The organism is Citrobacter sp. LST-B2 (assembly GCF_057983045.1).
On record NZ_CP192598.1, the window covers coordinates 155,501 to 171,673 of the forward strand.

The 16,173-nt window shown below is 53.3% G+C and carries 14 protein-coding genes; 10 read left to right on the forward strand and 4 right to left on the reverse strand.

Going from position 1 to position 16,173, the window contains the following annotated elements; translation table 11 throughout:
* Nucleotide 1: 1 nt before the first annotated feature.
* Nucleotides 2–1,147 carry a mannitol-1-phosphate 5-dehydrogenase gene (gene mtlD, locus ACQ0PY_RS00760; RefSeq protein ID WP_042998598.1) on the reverse strand — a complete coding sequence of 382 codons (1,146 nt, stop codon included), beginning with the start codon at nucleotides 1,145–1,147 and terminating at the stop codon, nucleotides 2–4.
* Nucleotides 1,148–1,283: 136 nt separating this feature from the next.
* Complete coding sequence (gene mtlA, locus ACQ0PY_RS00765; RefSeq protein ID WP_042998597.1) at nucleotides 1,284–3,197, reverse strand: PTS mannitol transporter subunit IICBA; 1,914 nt, start codon at nucleotides 3,195–3,197, stop codon at nucleotides 1,284–1,286.
* A gap of 530 nt (nucleotides 3,198–3,727) precedes the next feature.
* On the opposite strand from mtlA, the gene ACQ0PY_RS00770 reads away from it, so the two are divergent.
* From ACQ0PY_RS00770 to aldB, 7 genes are all read left to right on the forward strand, one after another.
* Nucleotides 3,728–4,090 (forward strand): DUF3302 domain-containing protein, encoded by a 363-nt coding sequence (locus tag ACQ0PY_RS00770; RefSeq protein ID WP_044254559.1) that lies wholly within the window; start codon nucleotides 3,728–3,730, stop codon nucleotides 4,088–4,090.
* A gap of 2 nt (nucleotides 4,091–4,092) precedes the next feature.
* Nucleotides 4,093–5,229 (forward strand): HlyD family secretion protein, encoded by a 1,137-nt coding sequence (locus ACQ0PY_RS00775; protein WP_044267535.1) that lies wholly within the window; start codon nucleotides 4,093–4,095, stop codon nucleotides 5,227–5,229.
* A 72-nt stretch (nucleotides 5,230–5,301) separates the two neighbouring features.
* Entirely contained in the window at nucleotides 5,302–5,910 is a 609-nt protein-coding gene (locus ACQ0PY_RS00780) for a glutathione S-transferase (protein ID WP_042998595.1), read from the forward strand.
* A 98-nt stretch (nucleotides 5,911–6,008) separates the two neighbouring features.
* Nucleotides 6,009–7,400, forward strand: a complete 1,392-nt coding sequence (gene selA, locus ACQ0PY_RS00785) for an L-seryl-tRNA(Sec) selenium transferase (protein ID WP_109739732.1) — start codon at nucleotides 6,009–6,011, stop codon at nucleotides 7,398–7,400.
* Nucleotides 7,397–9,244, forward strand: coding sequence for a selenocysteine-specific translation elongation factor (selB, locus tag ACQ0PY_RS00790; RefSeq protein WP_109739733.1), 1,848 nt, complete (start codon nucleotides 7,397–7,399; stop codon nucleotides 9,242–9,244). The genes selA and selB overlap by 4 nt, the downstream gene beginning before the upstream one ends.
* Before the next feature lie 184 nt (nucleotides 9,245–9,428).
* The gene (yiaY, locus tag ACQ0PY_RS00795) at nucleotides 9,429–10,580 is read left to right on the forward strand and encodes an L-threonine dehydrogenase (RefSeq protein ID WP_042998592.1); all 1,152 of its coding nucleotides are present in this window, start codon (nucleotides 9,429–9,431) and stop codon (nucleotides 10,578–10,580) included.
* A gap of 92 nt (nucleotides 10,581–10,672) precedes the next feature.
* Complete coding sequence (gene aldB / locus ACQ0PY_RS00800) at nucleotides 10,673–12,205, forward strand: aldehyde dehydrogenase AldB (RefSeq protein WP_042998591.1); 1,533 nt, start codon at nucleotides 10,673–10,675, stop codon at nucleotides 12,203–12,205.
* A gap of 46 nt (nucleotides 12,206–12,251) precedes the next feature.
* On the opposite strand, the gene ACQ0PY_RS00805 is transcribed toward aldB, so the two are convergent.
* A complete protein-coding gene (locus ACQ0PY_RS00805) occupies nucleotides 12,252–12,566 on the reverse strand; it encodes a hypothetical protein (protein ID WP_042998590.1) in 315 nt (104 codons plus the stop codon).
* A gap of 185 nt (nucleotides 12,567–12,751) precedes the next feature.
* On the opposite strand from ACQ0PY_RS00805, the gene ACQ0PY_RS00810 reads away from it, so the two are divergent.
* Nucleotides 12,752–13,078, forward strand: a complete 327-nt coding sequence (locus ACQ0PY_RS00810) for a DUF3302 domain-containing protein (RefSeq protein WP_042998589.1) — start codon at nucleotides 12,752–12,754, stop codon at nucleotides 13,076–13,078.
* 2 nt (nucleotides 13,079–13,080) lie between these two features.
* Entirely contained in the window at nucleotides 13,081–14,217 is a 1,137-nt protein-coding gene (locus ACQ0PY_RS00815) for an HlyD family secretion protein (RefSeq protein WP_042998588.1), read from the forward strand.
* Here the strand turns inward: ACQ0PY_RS00815 and ACQ0PY_RS00820 are convergent.
* Entirely contained in the window at nucleotides 14,214–15,188 is a 975-nt protein-coding gene (locus tag ACQ0PY_RS00820; protein WP_042998587.1) for a LysR family transcriptional regulator, read from the reverse strand. The genes ACQ0PY_RS00815 and ACQ0PY_RS00820 overlap by 4 nt on opposite strands.
* 122 nt (nucleotides 15,189–15,310) lie before the next feature.
* Between ACQ0PY_RS00820 and ACQ0PY_RS00825 the strand changes: the two genes are divergently transcribed.
* On the forward strand, nucleotides 15,311–16,051 hold the full coding sequence (locus tag ACQ0PY_RS00825; RefSeq protein ID WP_109739734.1) for a MipA/OmpV family protein: 741 nt from the start codon (nucleotides 15,311–15,313) through the stop codon (nucleotides 16,049–16,051).
* Nucleotides 16,052–16,173 lie beyond the last annotated feature (122 nt).

Here is a 16,173-nt window from a genome sequence, read left to right on the forward strand (position 1 = left end):
ATTACTTTGCGTTATATGCGCTAACGGCCTCGGCAACGACATCGCTGTTGATATCCAGCCCGGAAATCTGGGCCAGCGCAGTCTGTGGGCCTTTCTCGGCGATCAGCGCGGCCAGCTCCTGCGCCTGCGGATCGTCTTCGCTACGGAAGTGCATCGCGGCAGCAATCCCTTTGACCAGGTTAGCGTGCGGCAAATGGTATTCCAGCGTACCCAGCAACGGTTTGATTAAACGGTCACCCGCGCTCAGTTTACGCAGCGGCTGGCGACCAACGCGCTCAACGTCATCTTTCAGATACGGGTTTTCAAAACGACCGAGGATTTTCTGAATGTATGCCGCATGCTTGTCGGCATCAAAACCGTAGCGTTTGATCAGCACCGCGCCGCTCTCTTCCATCGCCCCTTTGACCACTGCGCGGATTTTCTCGTCGAGAATCGCGTCGCGGATGGTCTGATGACCGGTCAATTTTCCGAGGTACGCGGTTATAGCATGCCCGGTGTTCAGCGTGAAGAGTTTACGTTCGACAAATGCCATCAGGTTATCAGTTAATTCCATTCCCGGGATGTTCGGCAGCTCGCCTTTGAACTGGGTCTGGTCAACGATCCACTCGCTGAAGGTTTCGACAGTCACTTCCAGCGGGTCGTGGGTCGCAGAGGCTGACGGCGGCACGATGCGGTCAACGGCGGAATCCACGAAGCCGACATGGGTGTCAACCCAGGCTTTGTCGTCTTCAGCCAGCGCGTTCAGCACATGACCTTTCAGTTGAGTGGTGCCTCGTACCATATTTTCACAGGCGATGATGTTCAGCGGGGTGGTGATCCCTTGCGCTTTGCGTTTGACCAGGCCTTTGGCGATGGCCGGAGCGATGCGCTCCAGCACGACCGGGCCAACGGCCGTAGTGACCAGGTCAACCTGGGCGATCAGCTCAACAACATCATCGCCAATGCTGCTTACCGCATTGACGCCAGTCACGGTATCCACCTGCTCATTTTCACCCACAACGTGAACCTGGTAGCTATGACGGGCATTCAGGGCGTCGAGCACGACCTGATTTACATCAGCGAATGTCAGTTGTATCCCCGCGTCCGCCAGCAGTTTGCCGATAAAGCCACGACCGATATTACCTGCGCCAAAATGTAATGCTTTCATAGTAGTAACCTTCATTAATGTTTTTACCCGAGAGGGCTGGGGTGAGGGGTTATCTGTTGCTCCCTCACCCAAACCCTCTCCACAAAGGAGAGGATTGGGTCGGCCCGATAAGCGCAATGTCACCGGGCCTCGGGGTTTACTTACGACCCGCCAGCAGCGCCAGCACTTCATCAACGCTGGTGGTGTTAGCCAGGCGTTCGATGACGGATTCGTCATCCAGCGCGTTGGTCAGGCTGGTAATCACCTGAATGTGCTCGTTGTTGCGAGCGGCGATACCGATCACCAGACGGGCGATGTCGTCGTCTTCTTCACCGAAACGAACGCCTTGCGGATACTGGCAGAACACGACGCCGGTTTTCAGTACGCGGTCTTTCGCTTCAACGGTACCGTGCGGAACGGCGATAGACTCACCCAGATAGGTTGGGGTCAGTTTCTCACGTTCCAGCATCGCATCGACATATTCTGGCTCAACGTAACCGCCTTTCACCAACTGCTCACCGGCGAAGCGAATCGCTTCTTCTTTGGTCGTTGCCGTACGTCCGAGGAAGATATTCTCCGCACCCAGTTTGAACAGGTTGTTATCCCCTTCGTCAAAGCTGTCTTTCAGGCTGTCGCGGACTTTGACTTCATTGTCAGTGTGGCGCTGAGCGGCAACCAGACGCTCGGTCAGGCTGGAGTACAGGCCGCTGTCGAGGAAGTTGGTCAGCGAAATATGCTGCGCCTGCGGAACCTGACGCATCGCACGTTCGGTGAGATCGCGGTGAGTGATGACCAGGTCAACATCCGGCGGCAGGTTGTTAATCGCGCTGTTGGTGACCGAGATCTGGCTCAGACCGGCATCCTGCACTTTCTTACGCAGTACACCGGCGCCCATTGCGCTGGAACCCATACCGGCATCACAGGCAACGATGATTTTACGCACGTGGCTCAGGTCGTTGGTGACATCGCCAGCAGACAGCGGAGTACCGCCTTTGGATTCTGCTTTCATGTCATGCATACGGCGGGTCGCCGCTTCAATGTCATCGTCTTCTTTCACTTTGCTGGTTTTCAGCAGAATGGCAGAGACAACGAAGGAGACCGCCATCGCCGCACAGATTGCCGCGATGTTAGCGAAGTAGGCGCCTTTTGGCGTCATCGCCAGCACAGCCAGGATAGAACCCGGAGACGCCGGAGAAACCAGACCGCCGTTCAGGAGAGTCAGCGTAAACACACCCGTCATACCGCCGAGGATAACGGCGAGGATCAGACGCGGGTTCATCAGCACATACGGGAAGTAAATTTCGTGGATACCGCCCAGGAAGTGGATGATTGCCGCACCGCCTGCAGACTGTTTAGCGCTACCGCGACCAAAGAACATGTACGCCAGCAGAACACCCATCCCCGGACCCGGGTTGGCTTCAATCAGGAAGAAGATGGATTTACCCAACTCATGGGACTGCTGAATACCCAGAGGTGAGAAGATACCGTGGTTGATAGCGTTGTTCAGGAACAGGATTTTCGCTGGTTCAACGAAGATAGACGCCAGCGGCAGCATGTCATGGACAACCATGAAGTTAACGCCTGCAGCCAACACTTTCGACAGAACTTCAACTGCTGGACCAATGCCGAGGAATGCCAGAATGGCGAGGATCATACCGATGATGCCAGCGGAGAAGTTATTCACCAGCATCTCAAAACCGGATTTGATCTTACCGTCTACCCAACCATCGAAATGTTTGATTGCCCAGCCGCCCAGAGGACCGGCGATCATTGCACCGAGGAACATCGGCATGTCTGCGCCGACGATCACGCCCATGGTGGTGATTGCGCCCACCACGCCGCCGCGTTCGCCACCCACCAGTCTACCGCCGGTATAACCGATCAGCAGCGGCAGGAGATAGGTGATCATTGGGCCAACCAGCTTCGCCAGCGTTTCGTTTGGCAACCACCCTGTCGGAATAAATAGTGCAGTGATAATACCCCACGCGATAAACGCGCCGATATTTGGCATCACCATATTGCTGAGGAATCGACCAAAGCTTTGCACTTTGATCTTAATATCGGATGACATAAAAACACCCCTTCTTATGTTTGCTATCGCGCAGGCTGGAAGCCCGAGGTTTTGTTAATGTAGCGGCAGAGGTAGCCGGACCCTGTAGATACTGCGAAATCTGGCACTGAATCGTTAAGCTGTCCAGTCAGCGACCTTTAATGTGATTTGTGTCACATAAATATAGGGGGTAGGGAGGTAATTGATGTGACATTAATCACAAAACTGCTGTGTAAAAAAACAACAAACCGTCGTTCTGAACCATTAATGGCATTAATTTGTGATTTAATTCACGTTTTGTCTTTGGCTGTTTGTTGAATGTTTGTGATCTGAATCACAAGAAATATTCATCCAGATTTGTCCCGATGTGATCCTGGGCAGATTCCTCTCGTTGTCACCTGGCCTGATGTCATTAAATAACCATCTGGCGTGAAAAATAGTCTTTGGCGTGATGGCGAAAATGCATAACTCACATTATGTTCAAATCATCAGCCAAATTGCATTCGGCTGCCTGCAATAAAAACTCAAATGGGCGTGAAGTCGAGGCGGATATGTTTCTAAATTATTTCGCGTTAGGTGTGCTGATTTTCGTCTTTCTGGTGATTTTTTACGGCGTTATTGCCATCCATGATATCCCCTATTTAATTGCGAAGAAACGCAACCACCCGCATGCCGATGCTATTCATACCGCAGGCTGGGTGAGTCTGTTTACGCTCCATGTGATCTGGCCGTTTTTGTGGATTTGGGCAACCCTCTACCAACCGGAACGCGGCTGGGGGATGCATAATCACATCACGTCGCCGGGACAAGATCCTGATCCTGAAATTGCCGCGTTATCTGCGCGTATTACACAACTCGAGAAAAAACTGGCCGAAGTTAACACGGCTGACAATACGACGTTTCCGGAGAGTTAATCATGGATCTGTTGATTGTATTAACCTACGTCGCGCTGGCGTGGGTAGTCTTCAAAATATTCCGCATACCGGTGAATCAATGGACGCTGGCGACGGCGGCATTAGGCGGTGTATTTCTGGTCAGCGGCCTGATCCTGTTAATGAACTATAACCATCCGTATACCTTTACTGCGCAAAAAGCCGTTATTTCCATTCCTGTTACGCCGCAGGTTACCGGAATTGTCAGCGAGGTGACGGATAAAAATAACCAACTGATTAAAAAGGGTGAAGTGCTATTTAAACTCGACCCGGTTCGCTATCAGGCGCGCGTGGACAGGTTACAGGCCGATCTGGTCACCGCCACGCATAATATCCAGACGCTGAAAGCCCAGCTCTCAGAAGCGCAGGCTAATACGACGCGGGTCTCTGCGGAGCGCGATCGGCTGTATAAAGATTATCAGCGTTACCTGAAGGGCAGCCAGGCGCGGGTGAACCCCTTCTCAGAAAGCGATATTGATAACGCCCGGCAAAATTATCTGGCGCAGGATGCGCTGGTGAAGGGTTCAGTGGCTGAGCAGGTGCAAATTCAAAGCCAGTTAGACAGCATGGTTAACGGCGAACAGTCGCAGATTGCCAGCCTGAGGGCGCAATTGGCAGAGGCGAAATACAACCTCGAACAGACCATTATTCGCGCGCCCAGCAACGGCTACGTCACCCAAGTGCTGATACGACCCGGTACCTACGCTGCCGCGCTACCGCTGCGTCCGGTGATGGTCTTTATCCCCGAACAAAAGCGGCAGATCGTCGCTCAGTTTCGGCAGAACTCGCTGCTTCGTCTTGAACCCGGCGACGACGCGGAGGTGGTATTTAACGCGCTTCCTGGGCAAGTTTTTCACGGTAAGTTGACCAGCATATTGCCTGTGGTGCCGGGCGGCTCGTATCAGGCTCAGGGGGCTTTACAGTCCCTGACGGTGGTGCCCGGGACCGATGGCGTCCTGGCGACGATTGAACTGGACCCGAATGCCGATGTGGATGCGTTACCCGACGGCATCTACGCGCAAGTGGCAGTCTATTCCGACCATTTCGCCCATGTTTCGGTCATGCGTAAGGTGTTACTGCGCATGACCAGTTGGATGCACTACCTTTATTTGGATCATTGAGAACGCCGTCACCTGCCTTTTCCCGCTGCGTGAGCCATACTCATTGTTTTGTGTTGGCGAAAAGGACTGATCATGAAACTCATTGGTAGCTACACCAGCCCGTTTGTACGAAAAATTTCGATCCTGCTGTTGGAAAAAGGCATCACATTCGAATTTGTTAATGAACTGCCCTACAACGCGGAAAATGGCGTCGCGCAGTACAATCCGTTAGGAAAAGTACCGGCGCTGGTGACTGACGATGGGGAGTACTGGTTCGATTCGCCAATTATCGCCGAATACATTGAACTGCTGGATATTGCGCCAGCGATGCTGCCGCGTGAACCGCTGGCCTCGCTGAAAGTCCGTCAACTTGAGGCACTGGCCGATGGGATTATGGACGCCGGTCTGGTGTCGGTGCGCGAGCAGGCACGTCCCGCCGCGCAGCAATCGGAAACCGAACTGTTGCGCCAGCGCGAGAAAATTAACCGCAGTCTGGATGCGCTGGAAGCGTACCTGGTCGACGGGACGATTAAACCTGACACGGTTGATCTGGCGACCATCGCCATTGCCTGCGCGGTGGGCTATCTCAACTTCCGCCGCGTCTCACCGGGCTGGTGCGTGAGCCGACCTCACCTGGTCAAGCTGGTGGAGACGCTGTTTCAGCGCGAGAGTTTTGCCCGCACTGAACCCCCAAAGGCTTGATTCATATTCTGTCCGTCCAGGCAATCTCACGTTACAATCCCCTCTATGTCGATATCCCTCCCCGTTGTGGGGAGGGTCACCCACAGCCAGGCCTTTTCATGACGACCGAAACCCGTTCGCTCTATAGTCAGCTTCCCGCCATTGATCGCTTATTGCGTGAAAGTGAATTTCTTACCCTGCGTGAGACTCACGGGCATACCCGTGTCGTTGATCTGCTTCGTCAATTGCTTGATGAAGCAAGAGAGGTGATACGCGACACGCAGGCGTTGCCAGCGTGGTGTGAAGACTGGGCGCAGGAGGTGAACCTTCGGCTGGAAAAAGAGGCCCAGAGTGCGCTGCGCCCGGTGATTAACCTGACGGGCACGGTGTTACATACCAATCTGGGTCGCGCTTTACAGGCTGAAGAGGCCGTCGCGGCTGTCACGCAGGCCATGCGCTCGCCGGTGACGCTGGAGTATGATCTGGACGGCGCGGGACGCGGGCATCGTGACCGCGCACTGGCGGAATTGCTGTGCCGTATCACCGGCGCGGAAGATGCCTGCATTGTGAATAACAACGCGGCGGCGGTACTGCTGATGCTGGCCGCCACCGCCGCCGGTAAAGAGGTGGTGGTATCACGCGGTGAGCTGGTGGAGATCGGCGGCGCGTTTCGTATCCCGGATGTGATGCGTCAGGCTGGGTGTACGCTACATGAAGTGGGAACCACTAACCGGACGCATGCCGATGACTATCGCCAGGCGGTAAATGAAAACACCGGCCTGCTGATGAAGGTACATACCAGTAATTACAGCATCGAAGGGTTTACCCACTCTGTTGATGAAACGGAGCTGGTCCAGATCGGCCAGGCGCTGGATATTCCTGTTGTGGCCGATCTTGGTAGTGGTTCGCTGGTCGATTTGAGCCAGTACGGCCTGCCGAAAGAGCCAATGCCGCAGCAGTTGATTGCCACGGGTGTCAGCCTGGTGAGCTTCTCGGGCGACAAGCTATTGGGCGGTCCGCAGGCTGGGATCATCGTCGGTAAGAAAGAGATGATTGCGCAATTGCAGCGTCATCCGCTTAAACGTGCGTTGCGGGCGGATAAAATGACCCTTGCTGCGCTGGAAGCAACGTTGCGTCTGTATCTCCACCCGGAAGCGCTGGCCGAGAAACTGCCGACGCTGCGCCTGTTGACCCGACGTAAAGAAGCGATTCAGTCTCAGGCGGAGCGGCTTCTGGCGCCGCTGGCCGCGCACTATGGTGCGGAGTTTGCGGTGAGCGTACAGCCCTGCCTGTCGCAAATCGGCAGTGGCTCTTTGCCGGTTGATCGGCTCCCCAGCGCGGCATTAACCTTTACACCGCACGACGGCCGCGGAAGCCGTCTTGAAGCCCTGGCGACCCGCTGGCGTGAGCTACCGGTTCCTGTTATCGGCCGGATTTACGAGGGCCGACTGTGGCTGGATTTACGCTGTCTTGAAGATGAGACCCGGTTTATGGAGATGTTGTTGAAATGATTATTGCGACCGCCGGACATGTCGACCACGGGAAAACGACGCTGCTGCAGGCCATTACCGGCGTGAATGCCGATCGCCTGCCGGAAGAGAAAAAGCGTGGCATGACCATCGACCTGGGCTATGCCTACTGGCCGCAGCCAGACGGGCGCGTGCTGGGCTTTATCGATGTTCCCGGTCACGAGAAGTTTCTCTCAAACATGCTGGCGGGCGTGGGCGGAATCGATCACGCGTTGCTGGTGGTAGCCTGTGACGATGGCGTGATGGCGCAAACGCGCGAACACCTGGCGATCCTGCAATTGACCGGGAATCCGACGCTGACGGTGGCGCTGACCAAAGCTGACCGTGTGGATGATACGCGGGTGCAAGAGGTCCAACAGCAGGTGGAGGATGTCCTGCGTGAGTATGGCTTTGCGCAGGCGACGCTATTTGTGACGGCCGCGAATGAAGGTCGCGGGATTGAGGCGTTACGCGAACATTTGCAGCAACTGCCCGCCCGCGAACACGCCCGGAATCAGACGTTCAGACTGGCTATCGATCGTGCCTTTACTGTAAAAGGCGCCGGGCTGGTGGTGACCGGCACCGCGCTGAGCGGTGAAGTAAACGTTGGGGATACGCTGTGGCTGACCGGTGTGAACGCATCTGTGCGCGTGCGCGGACTTCACGCGCAAAACCAGGCGAGTGAGCATGCTCATGCCGGGCAGCGCATCGCGCTGAATATCGTCGGCGATGCTGAAAAGGAGCAGCTTAACCGGGGTGACTGGCTGCTTTCAGACGCCCCGCCTGAGCCGTTCACGCGGGTGATCGTCGCGCTGGAAAGCCACGTCCCGCTTACGCAGTGGCAGCCGCTACATATTCACCATGCGGCGAGTCATGTGACCGGGCGGGTATCGCTGCTGGAAGCTAACCTGGCGGAACTGGTGTTTGATACGCCTCTGCTGCTGGCCGATAACGACCGGCTGGTGCTGCGCGATATCTCCGCGCGCGCGACGCTTGCCGGGGCGCGGGTGGTTGCACTTAATCCGCCACGTCGCGGCAAACGTAAACCCGAGTATCTGCAATGGCTGGCGTCACTGGCGGCGGCGAAAGATGACGGTGCCGCGCTGGTGGTCCACCTGCAACGCGGGGCGGTCAATCTGCCCGATTTTGCGTGGGCGCGCCAGCTAAATGGCTACGGTATGCGTTCGCTCATTCACCAGCATGGATTTATTCAGGCAGGTTACAGCCTGCTGAATGCGGAAGTTGCCGCACGCTGGCAGCGCAAAATCCTCGACACGCTGGCGACTTACCATGAACAACATCGTGATGAGCCTGGTCCGGGGCGCGAACGCCTGCGCCGTATGGCGCTGCCGATGGAAGATGAAGCGCTGGTGCTGTTGTTGATTGAACAAATGCGCGACAGCGGCGATATTCACAGCCACCATGGCTGGTTGCATCTGCCGGATCACAAGGCAGGGTTTACTGACGAACAGCAGGCTACCTGGCTTAAAGCCGCGCCGTTATTTGGTGACGAGCCCTGGTGGGTCCGCGATCTCGCGCGTGAAACCGCGACCGAGGAGCAGACCATGCGTCTGGTGTTGCGGCAGGCGGCGCAGCAGGGGATGATTACGGCGATCGTAAAAGATCGTTACTACCGTAACGATCGCATTGTGGCTTTCGCCAGCATGATCCGCGAACTGGATCAGGAGAAAGGTTCAACCTGCGCGGCGGATTTTCGCGATCGGTTGGGCGTAGGACGAAAGCTGGCGATTCAGATACTGGAATATTTCGACCGGATTGGCTTTACGCGTCGTCGTGGAAATGATCACCTGTTACGCGATGCGTTATTATTTCCGGCAAAGGAATAATACAATTTATTAAAAATAAGAAAGAATTGACCTAATAAATAGGTTGAGACGAAAAGAGCCCATTAATTTGTAGCCTAATGTGCTCTTTTATTTTTTCATTAAATAAACACCGCTGTGATCATATTTTCTCCTGAGATTCGTTCGTATGCTGCAATCCCTTCAAAAACTATTAAGGATTGAGCATATGGCTGCTTCTACATTTTATATTCCTTCTGTGAATATAATTGGGGCTGATTCATTAAAAGATGCAATGAATGCTATGGTGGAATATGGCTTTCGTCGGACGTTAATTGTCACCGACAGTGTGCTGACGAAATTAGGCATGGCGGGTGATATTCAAAAAGCATTGCAGAAACATGATATTTTCAGCGTCATATTTGATGGTACACACCCTAATCCGACGACAATTAATGTCGCCGACGGCCTGAAAATCCTGAAAGAAAATGATTGTGACAGCGTTATTTCGCTGGGTGGCGGTTCCCCACATGATTGCGCCAAAGGGATTGCGCTGGTGGCGGCGAATGGGGGTGATATTCGCGATTATGAAGGTGTCGATCGCTCGGCAAAACCACAGTTGCCGATGATTGCCATTAACACTACGGCAGGGACGGCCTCTGAAATGACGCGTTTCTGCATCATCACTGACGTTGACCGTCACATCAAAATGGCGATTGTGGATAAACACGTCACGCCACTGCTCTCGGTAAATGACTCTTCGCTGATGATCGGCATGCCAAAATCGCTGACGGCGGCGACCGGCATGGACGCGCTGACCCATGCGATTGAAGCCTATGTTTCTGTGGCCGCTACGCCGATCACGGATGCCTGCGCCCTGAAAGCGATGACCATGATTTCTGATAATCTGGTCGTTGCCGTGGAATCGGGCGGCAATGTGCATGCGCGTGAAGCGATGGCCTATGCGCAGTTCCTGGCGGGGATGGCCTTCAATAATGCGTCATTAGGTTACGTCCACGCGATGGCGCACCAGTTAGGCGGTTTCTATGACCTGCCGCACGGTGTGTGTAATGCCGTCCTGCTGCCACACGTTCAGGTATTCAACAGCCAGGTGGCCGCAGCGCGTCTGCGTGATTGCGCGGCAGCTATGGGGGTTCAAGTTGCAGGGATGACCGACGCCGAAGGCGCAGAAGCCTGTATCGAGGCGATCCGCGCGCTGGCGCAGCAGGTGAATATCCCGGCGGGTCTGCGAGCCCTGGGCGTGAAAGAAGAAGATATTCCGGTGCTGGCGGCTAATGCGTTGAAAGATGCCTGCGGTCTGACTAACCCAATTCAGGCCACGCACGACGAGATTATGGCGATCTATCGTGCGGCGATGTAATTCGTGACCGCTATCGTAAACCTATAAGCGGCTGGCGAGAAAATCGCCAGCCCCGTCTACCCTTGTTATACACCTGGAGCAAGGAGACGATCATGACCAATAACCCTCCCCGTATTCAGCCCGGCGAGTACGGTTTTCCCCTGAAGTTAAAGGCCCGTTACGACAACTTTATCGGTGGTGACTGGGTTGCCCCGAGTGACGGCGAGTATTACCAGAACCTGACGCCCGTCACCGGGCAACTGTTATGCGAAGTGGCTTCTTCCGGTAAAAGGGACATTGACCTGGCGCTCGACGCTGCCCACAAGGTGAAAGACCAGTGGGCGCATACTTCTGTTCAGGATCGGGCGGCGATTCTGTTCAAGATTGCCGACCGTATGGAGCAGAACCTCGAACTGCTGGCGACGGCGGAAACCTGGGATAACGGTAAGCCGATCCGTGAAACCAGCGCGGCGGATGTCCCGCTGGCAATCGACCATTTCCGCTATTTCGCCTCCTGTATTCGCGCCCAGGAGGGCGGGATCAGTGAAGTGGATAGCGACACTGTAGCTTATCACTTCCACGAACCACTCGGCGTGGTCGGACAAATTATCCCGTGGAACTTCCCCTTATTGATGGCGAGCTGGAAAATGGCGCCCGCGCTGGCGGCAGGAAACTGCGTAGTGCTTAAACCTGCCCGCCTGACGCCGCTATCCGTTTTACTGCTGATGGAAGTGATTGGCGATCTCCTCCCGCCTGGCGTAGTGAACGTAGTGAACGGCGCGGGTGGAGAGATTGGCGAGTATCTGGCAACTTCGAAGCGTATTGCTAAAGTGGCATTCACCGGCTCGACGGAAGTCGGGCAGCAGATCATGCAATATGCCACGCAGAATATCATCCCGGTCACTCTGGAGCTGGGCGGGAAATCACCGAACATTTTCTTCGCCGACGTGATGGACGAAGAAGATGCATTTTTCGATAAGGCGCTGGAAGGTTTTGCGCTCTTTGCCTTTAACCAGGGTGAAGTGTGCACTTGTCCGAGCCGCGCGCTGGTGCAGGAATCCATCTACGAACGCTTTATGGAGCGCGCGATTCGCCGCGTAGAAAGTATCCGCAGCGGTAACCCGTTGGACAGCGTGACGCAAATGGGGGCACAGGTCTCTCATGGGCAGATGGAAACTATCCTGAATTACATTGATATCGGTAAGAAAGAAGGTGCGGATGTCCTGACCGGTGGGCGGCGTAAGCAGCTTGAAGGTGAACTGAAAGACGGCTATTACCTCGAGCCGACCATCCTGTCTGGTAAGAATAATATGCGCGTGTTCCAGGAGGAGATCTTTGGCCCGGTACTGGCGGTGACCACGTTCAAAACAATGGACGAGGCGCTTGAGCTAGCCAACGATACCCAGTACGGCCTCGGAGCGGGCGTCTGGAGCCGTAACGGTAACCTGGCGTATAAAATGGGACGCGGTATTCAGGCAGGACGCGTATGGACCAACTGCTACCATGCTTACCCGGCTCATGCGGCCTTTGGTGGCTACAAGCAGTCGGGGATTGGACGCGAAACCCACAAGATGATGCTGGAGCACTATCAGCAGACAAAATGTTTACTGGTGAGCTACTCCGATAAACCGCTGGGACTCTTTTAACTGACCGCGTTATGCCCGATGGCGCTTTGCTTATCGGGCATAACGATTAATCCAACACCTTTACCTGTAACGGACGGAAACGGCTGTAGACCCACAGTCCCAGGCAGGCAATCGACCCGATGAAAACGGTGAACAGTACGGTGATAAACACACCGCTGAACAGCGCGGCAGGAATCGCCATTACACCATGCACGGGTTGATCGTTCCATTTTACCAGGTCAAAGCCGAAGAGACTCAAAACGCCACAAATAAAACTGAAAGATATCATTGGGATACCAAGGCCAATAAGTAATAAACGGTAAATAGTGACCGCTTTGATGCGCTTAAGGCTGACGGTGGATGAGGTTTCCGCGTTGTTCATTTTTGTTCCCTTGTATTGATGTTTAAACATAATAAACTGCGATGTGCATAAAAAACAACATACTAAAAAATGGACTGTATATAAAAAACCATATGTCGATATATAAATATGAGAATTGCAGGGCATCTGGTCATTCCACTATCATTCTCAAACTCTTTTTTTTGATTCTATTCTCTGGGAGGAATATGTTTCTCGATTATTTTGCGCTTGGGGTGCTGATTTTTGTATTTCTCGTCATTTTCTACGGAATTATTATTTTACATGATATTCCCTATTTAATTGCGAAAAAACGCAATCATCCTCATGCCGATGCTATTCATGTCGCGGGGTGGGTGAGTTTGTTTACATTACATGTTATCTGGCCTTTCTTGTGGATTTGGGCCACGCTCTATCGTCCGGAACGCGGGTGGGGAATGCAAAATACTGAATCTGGTGTTGTGCAACTCCAGGAGCGTATTGCCGGGCTGGAAAAACAATTGGCTGATCTGAAATCCTCTTCTGGCGAGTATTAATTATGGATTTACTGATTATCCTGACCTATGTGGCTTTCGCATGGGCGATTTTTAAGATCTTCAACATTCCCGTTAATAAATGGACCATACCGACGGCGGCGCTGGGGGGAATATTTATTGTCAGCGGTTTAATCTTATTAATGAATTACAACCACCCCTATACATTTAAAGCGCAAAAAGCGGTGGTGTCTATTCCCGTTGTTCCGCAGGTCACTGGCGTAGTGATTGAAGTGACGGATAAGAAAAATACGCTGATTAAAAAAGGTGAAGTGCTGTTCAGGCTTGATCCCACGCGCTATCAGGCCAGGGTGGATCGTCTGCTGGCGGATATTGTGACGGCGCAACATAAGCAGCATGCGCTGGGTGCCGAACTGGATGAAATGACCGCCAATACCCAGCAGGCAAAAGCCACGCGAGACAAGTTTGCGAAGGAGTATCAGCGTTATGCGCAGGGGAGTCAGGCGAAGGTGAATCCATTCTCTGAGCGCGACATTGACGTCGCACGGCAGAACTACCTGGCGCAGGAGGCTTCGGTTAAATCGTCAGCGGCGGAACAACAGCAGATTCAAAGCCAGTTAGACAGCCAGGTAATGGGTGAGCACTCACAGATAGCCAGTCTGAAAGCGCAGTTGGCCGAGGCGGAATATAACCTGGAACAAACCATCGTTCGCGCGCCGAGTGACGGTTATGTAACCCAGGTGCTGATTCGCCCGGGAACCTATGCCGCCTCGCTGCCTCTGCGCCCGGTGATGGTATTTATTCCTGCTCAGAAGCGACAAATTGTCGCGCAATTCCGCCAGAACTCGTTGCTGCGACTGGAACCCGGCGATGACGCGGAAGTGGTATTCAATGCCTTACCGGGCAAGGTATTCAGCGGTAAGCTGGCTGCCATCAGTCCTGCAGTGCCTGGTGGGACATACCAGTCGACCGGGACGTTACAGTCGTTGAATACGGTACCGGGGGCGGAAGGTGTCATTGCCACAATCGAGTTGAACGATCATGCTGATTTACGTGCATTACCGGATGGAATTTATGCACAGGTCGCGGTCTACTCCGACCATTTCAGCCATGTCTCGGTCATGCGTAAAGTATTGTTGCGCATGACCAGTTGGGTACATTACCTTTATCTCGATCATTAATTATCGATGATTGAGTCTTGCTCGGGACGCAACAGTTGCGTCTGAGCAAGCTGGTTGCGGATTTCCCGTAGCATCTCATCCAGTACATACTGAACTCGCCAGGGCTGGTACTCCCGCTTGCGGAAGATCGCGACCAGGTCCAGCCACCACTCATGCTGTTCTGAAAAGCAAGGGACGAGCGTCCCGGCCTTCAGATCGTTTTTCACGCTTTCATTTGGTGCAAACACAATACCCAGATGGTTGCGCGCCAGTTCCAGCGCCGACAGGGTATTGTCACAAACGTAGTTCCCCGTCACGCGATAGTCGCGCATCTCTTTACTGCCGGCACTGTTGAAGCGCCAGATGTTGGCATCATCAATCATCATAGAATCGATCAGGATGCAGGAGTGATGCTCAAGGTCTTCAGGTCGGCTTAGCGGGTGCTTTTCAAGGTAAGTCTGGCTGGCAAAGGCCGTCACTGCATATTTGGTAATAAAACTGGCAACCAGTGATTCATCTTTCGGGTGGGCATAGGTAATTAACACGTCACAGTCGTCAGGAAACTCGACGCCTTCATAAAAGGCTTTTGGCTCAAGGTTGCTGGTTTTCAGCGACAAAGAGATGTCGCCAATGTCTTTAATTCTGGCGATAACCTGTTTCGATAAGTAAGCGATGATGCCTGTCGGCGCGTACACCGTTACTCGCCCTCGCTTTTCGTGTTTATAATCAGCAATGAAATGATTTAGCTGCGCGTTTCTGTCGAGCATATCATTAATGTAGGGCAGAAGCGCCGCACCAAAAGGGGTCAGCGTCAGTTGCCGGGTCGTCCGGTCAAAAACCTTAAGGCCGACTTTTGATTCAAAATCAGCAAGATATTTGCTGACGTTGGCCTGGGCGATGCCGAGAACAGTTGCGGCATGACTGATGTTTTCACTGGCGGCAATGACCGAGATGATCTTTAATTCCCGATGCTTGAGTTGTAATTTATTCATCACAGCAGCCCAATATATATAAGTTTTTATATATTACTATATAAATATGTGCCTTGCACCGACGAATTTGTAAGCATTATTATTTCGGCGCTTTGTGGCTTATTTTAAATGGAACGTCGGGCATGTTAATTAAACGCAATATAGTGGCACTATTTGCTTTCTCCTTTATCGCCAGTGCATCTGCTTCGGAATTATCCATTGGTGCGGGTGCGATATATAATGAATCTCCTTATCGCGGGTATAATGAAAATACCCATGCTATTCCCCTCATTAGTTATGAAGGCGAATCATTCTATGTTCGGCAAACCACGCTGGGCTACATTTTGTCTAAAAGTGAACAAAATGAATTTAGTCTGACCGCTTCCTGGATGCCGTTGGAATTTGATCCTGGCGATAACGACGACCACGTCATGAAAAAGCTCGACAAGCGTGACAGTACGATAATGGCGGGCGCGGCCTGGTATCATCATGAAAATTGGGGCAGCATGAAAGTTTCTGCGGCCGCAGATGTTCTGGATAACAGCAATGGCTGGATGGGAGAATTATCACTGTTCCGTAAAATTCCTGTCGGACAGCTTGCTTTGATCCCGTCTGCTGGCGTGCTTTACTACGATGAAAATTTCAACGACTACTATTACGGTGTGTCAGGCAGTGAATCCCGTCGCAGTGGTCTGGATCGCTATTCCGCACAGGACAGTTGGGTTCCTTACGTCAGCCTGACCGCAAAATACCCCGTCACTGACAACATTATTCTGATGGCGAGCGCGGCTTACAGCGTGCTGCCAGATGAAATCAAAGACAGCCCGATGATCGACCGTGATGACAGCTTTACTTTCATGTCAGGCGTGAGCTGGCGCTTCTAAAAGAATAAGAAGAATTGCCGGACAGCGGCCATTGTCCCGGCCTGGGATTGGGTCAATTCACAGGTCTGCCGCTGTTCGGCATATTTCTACCGCTCTTCAGTTAAGAGAACTACACTGTAATA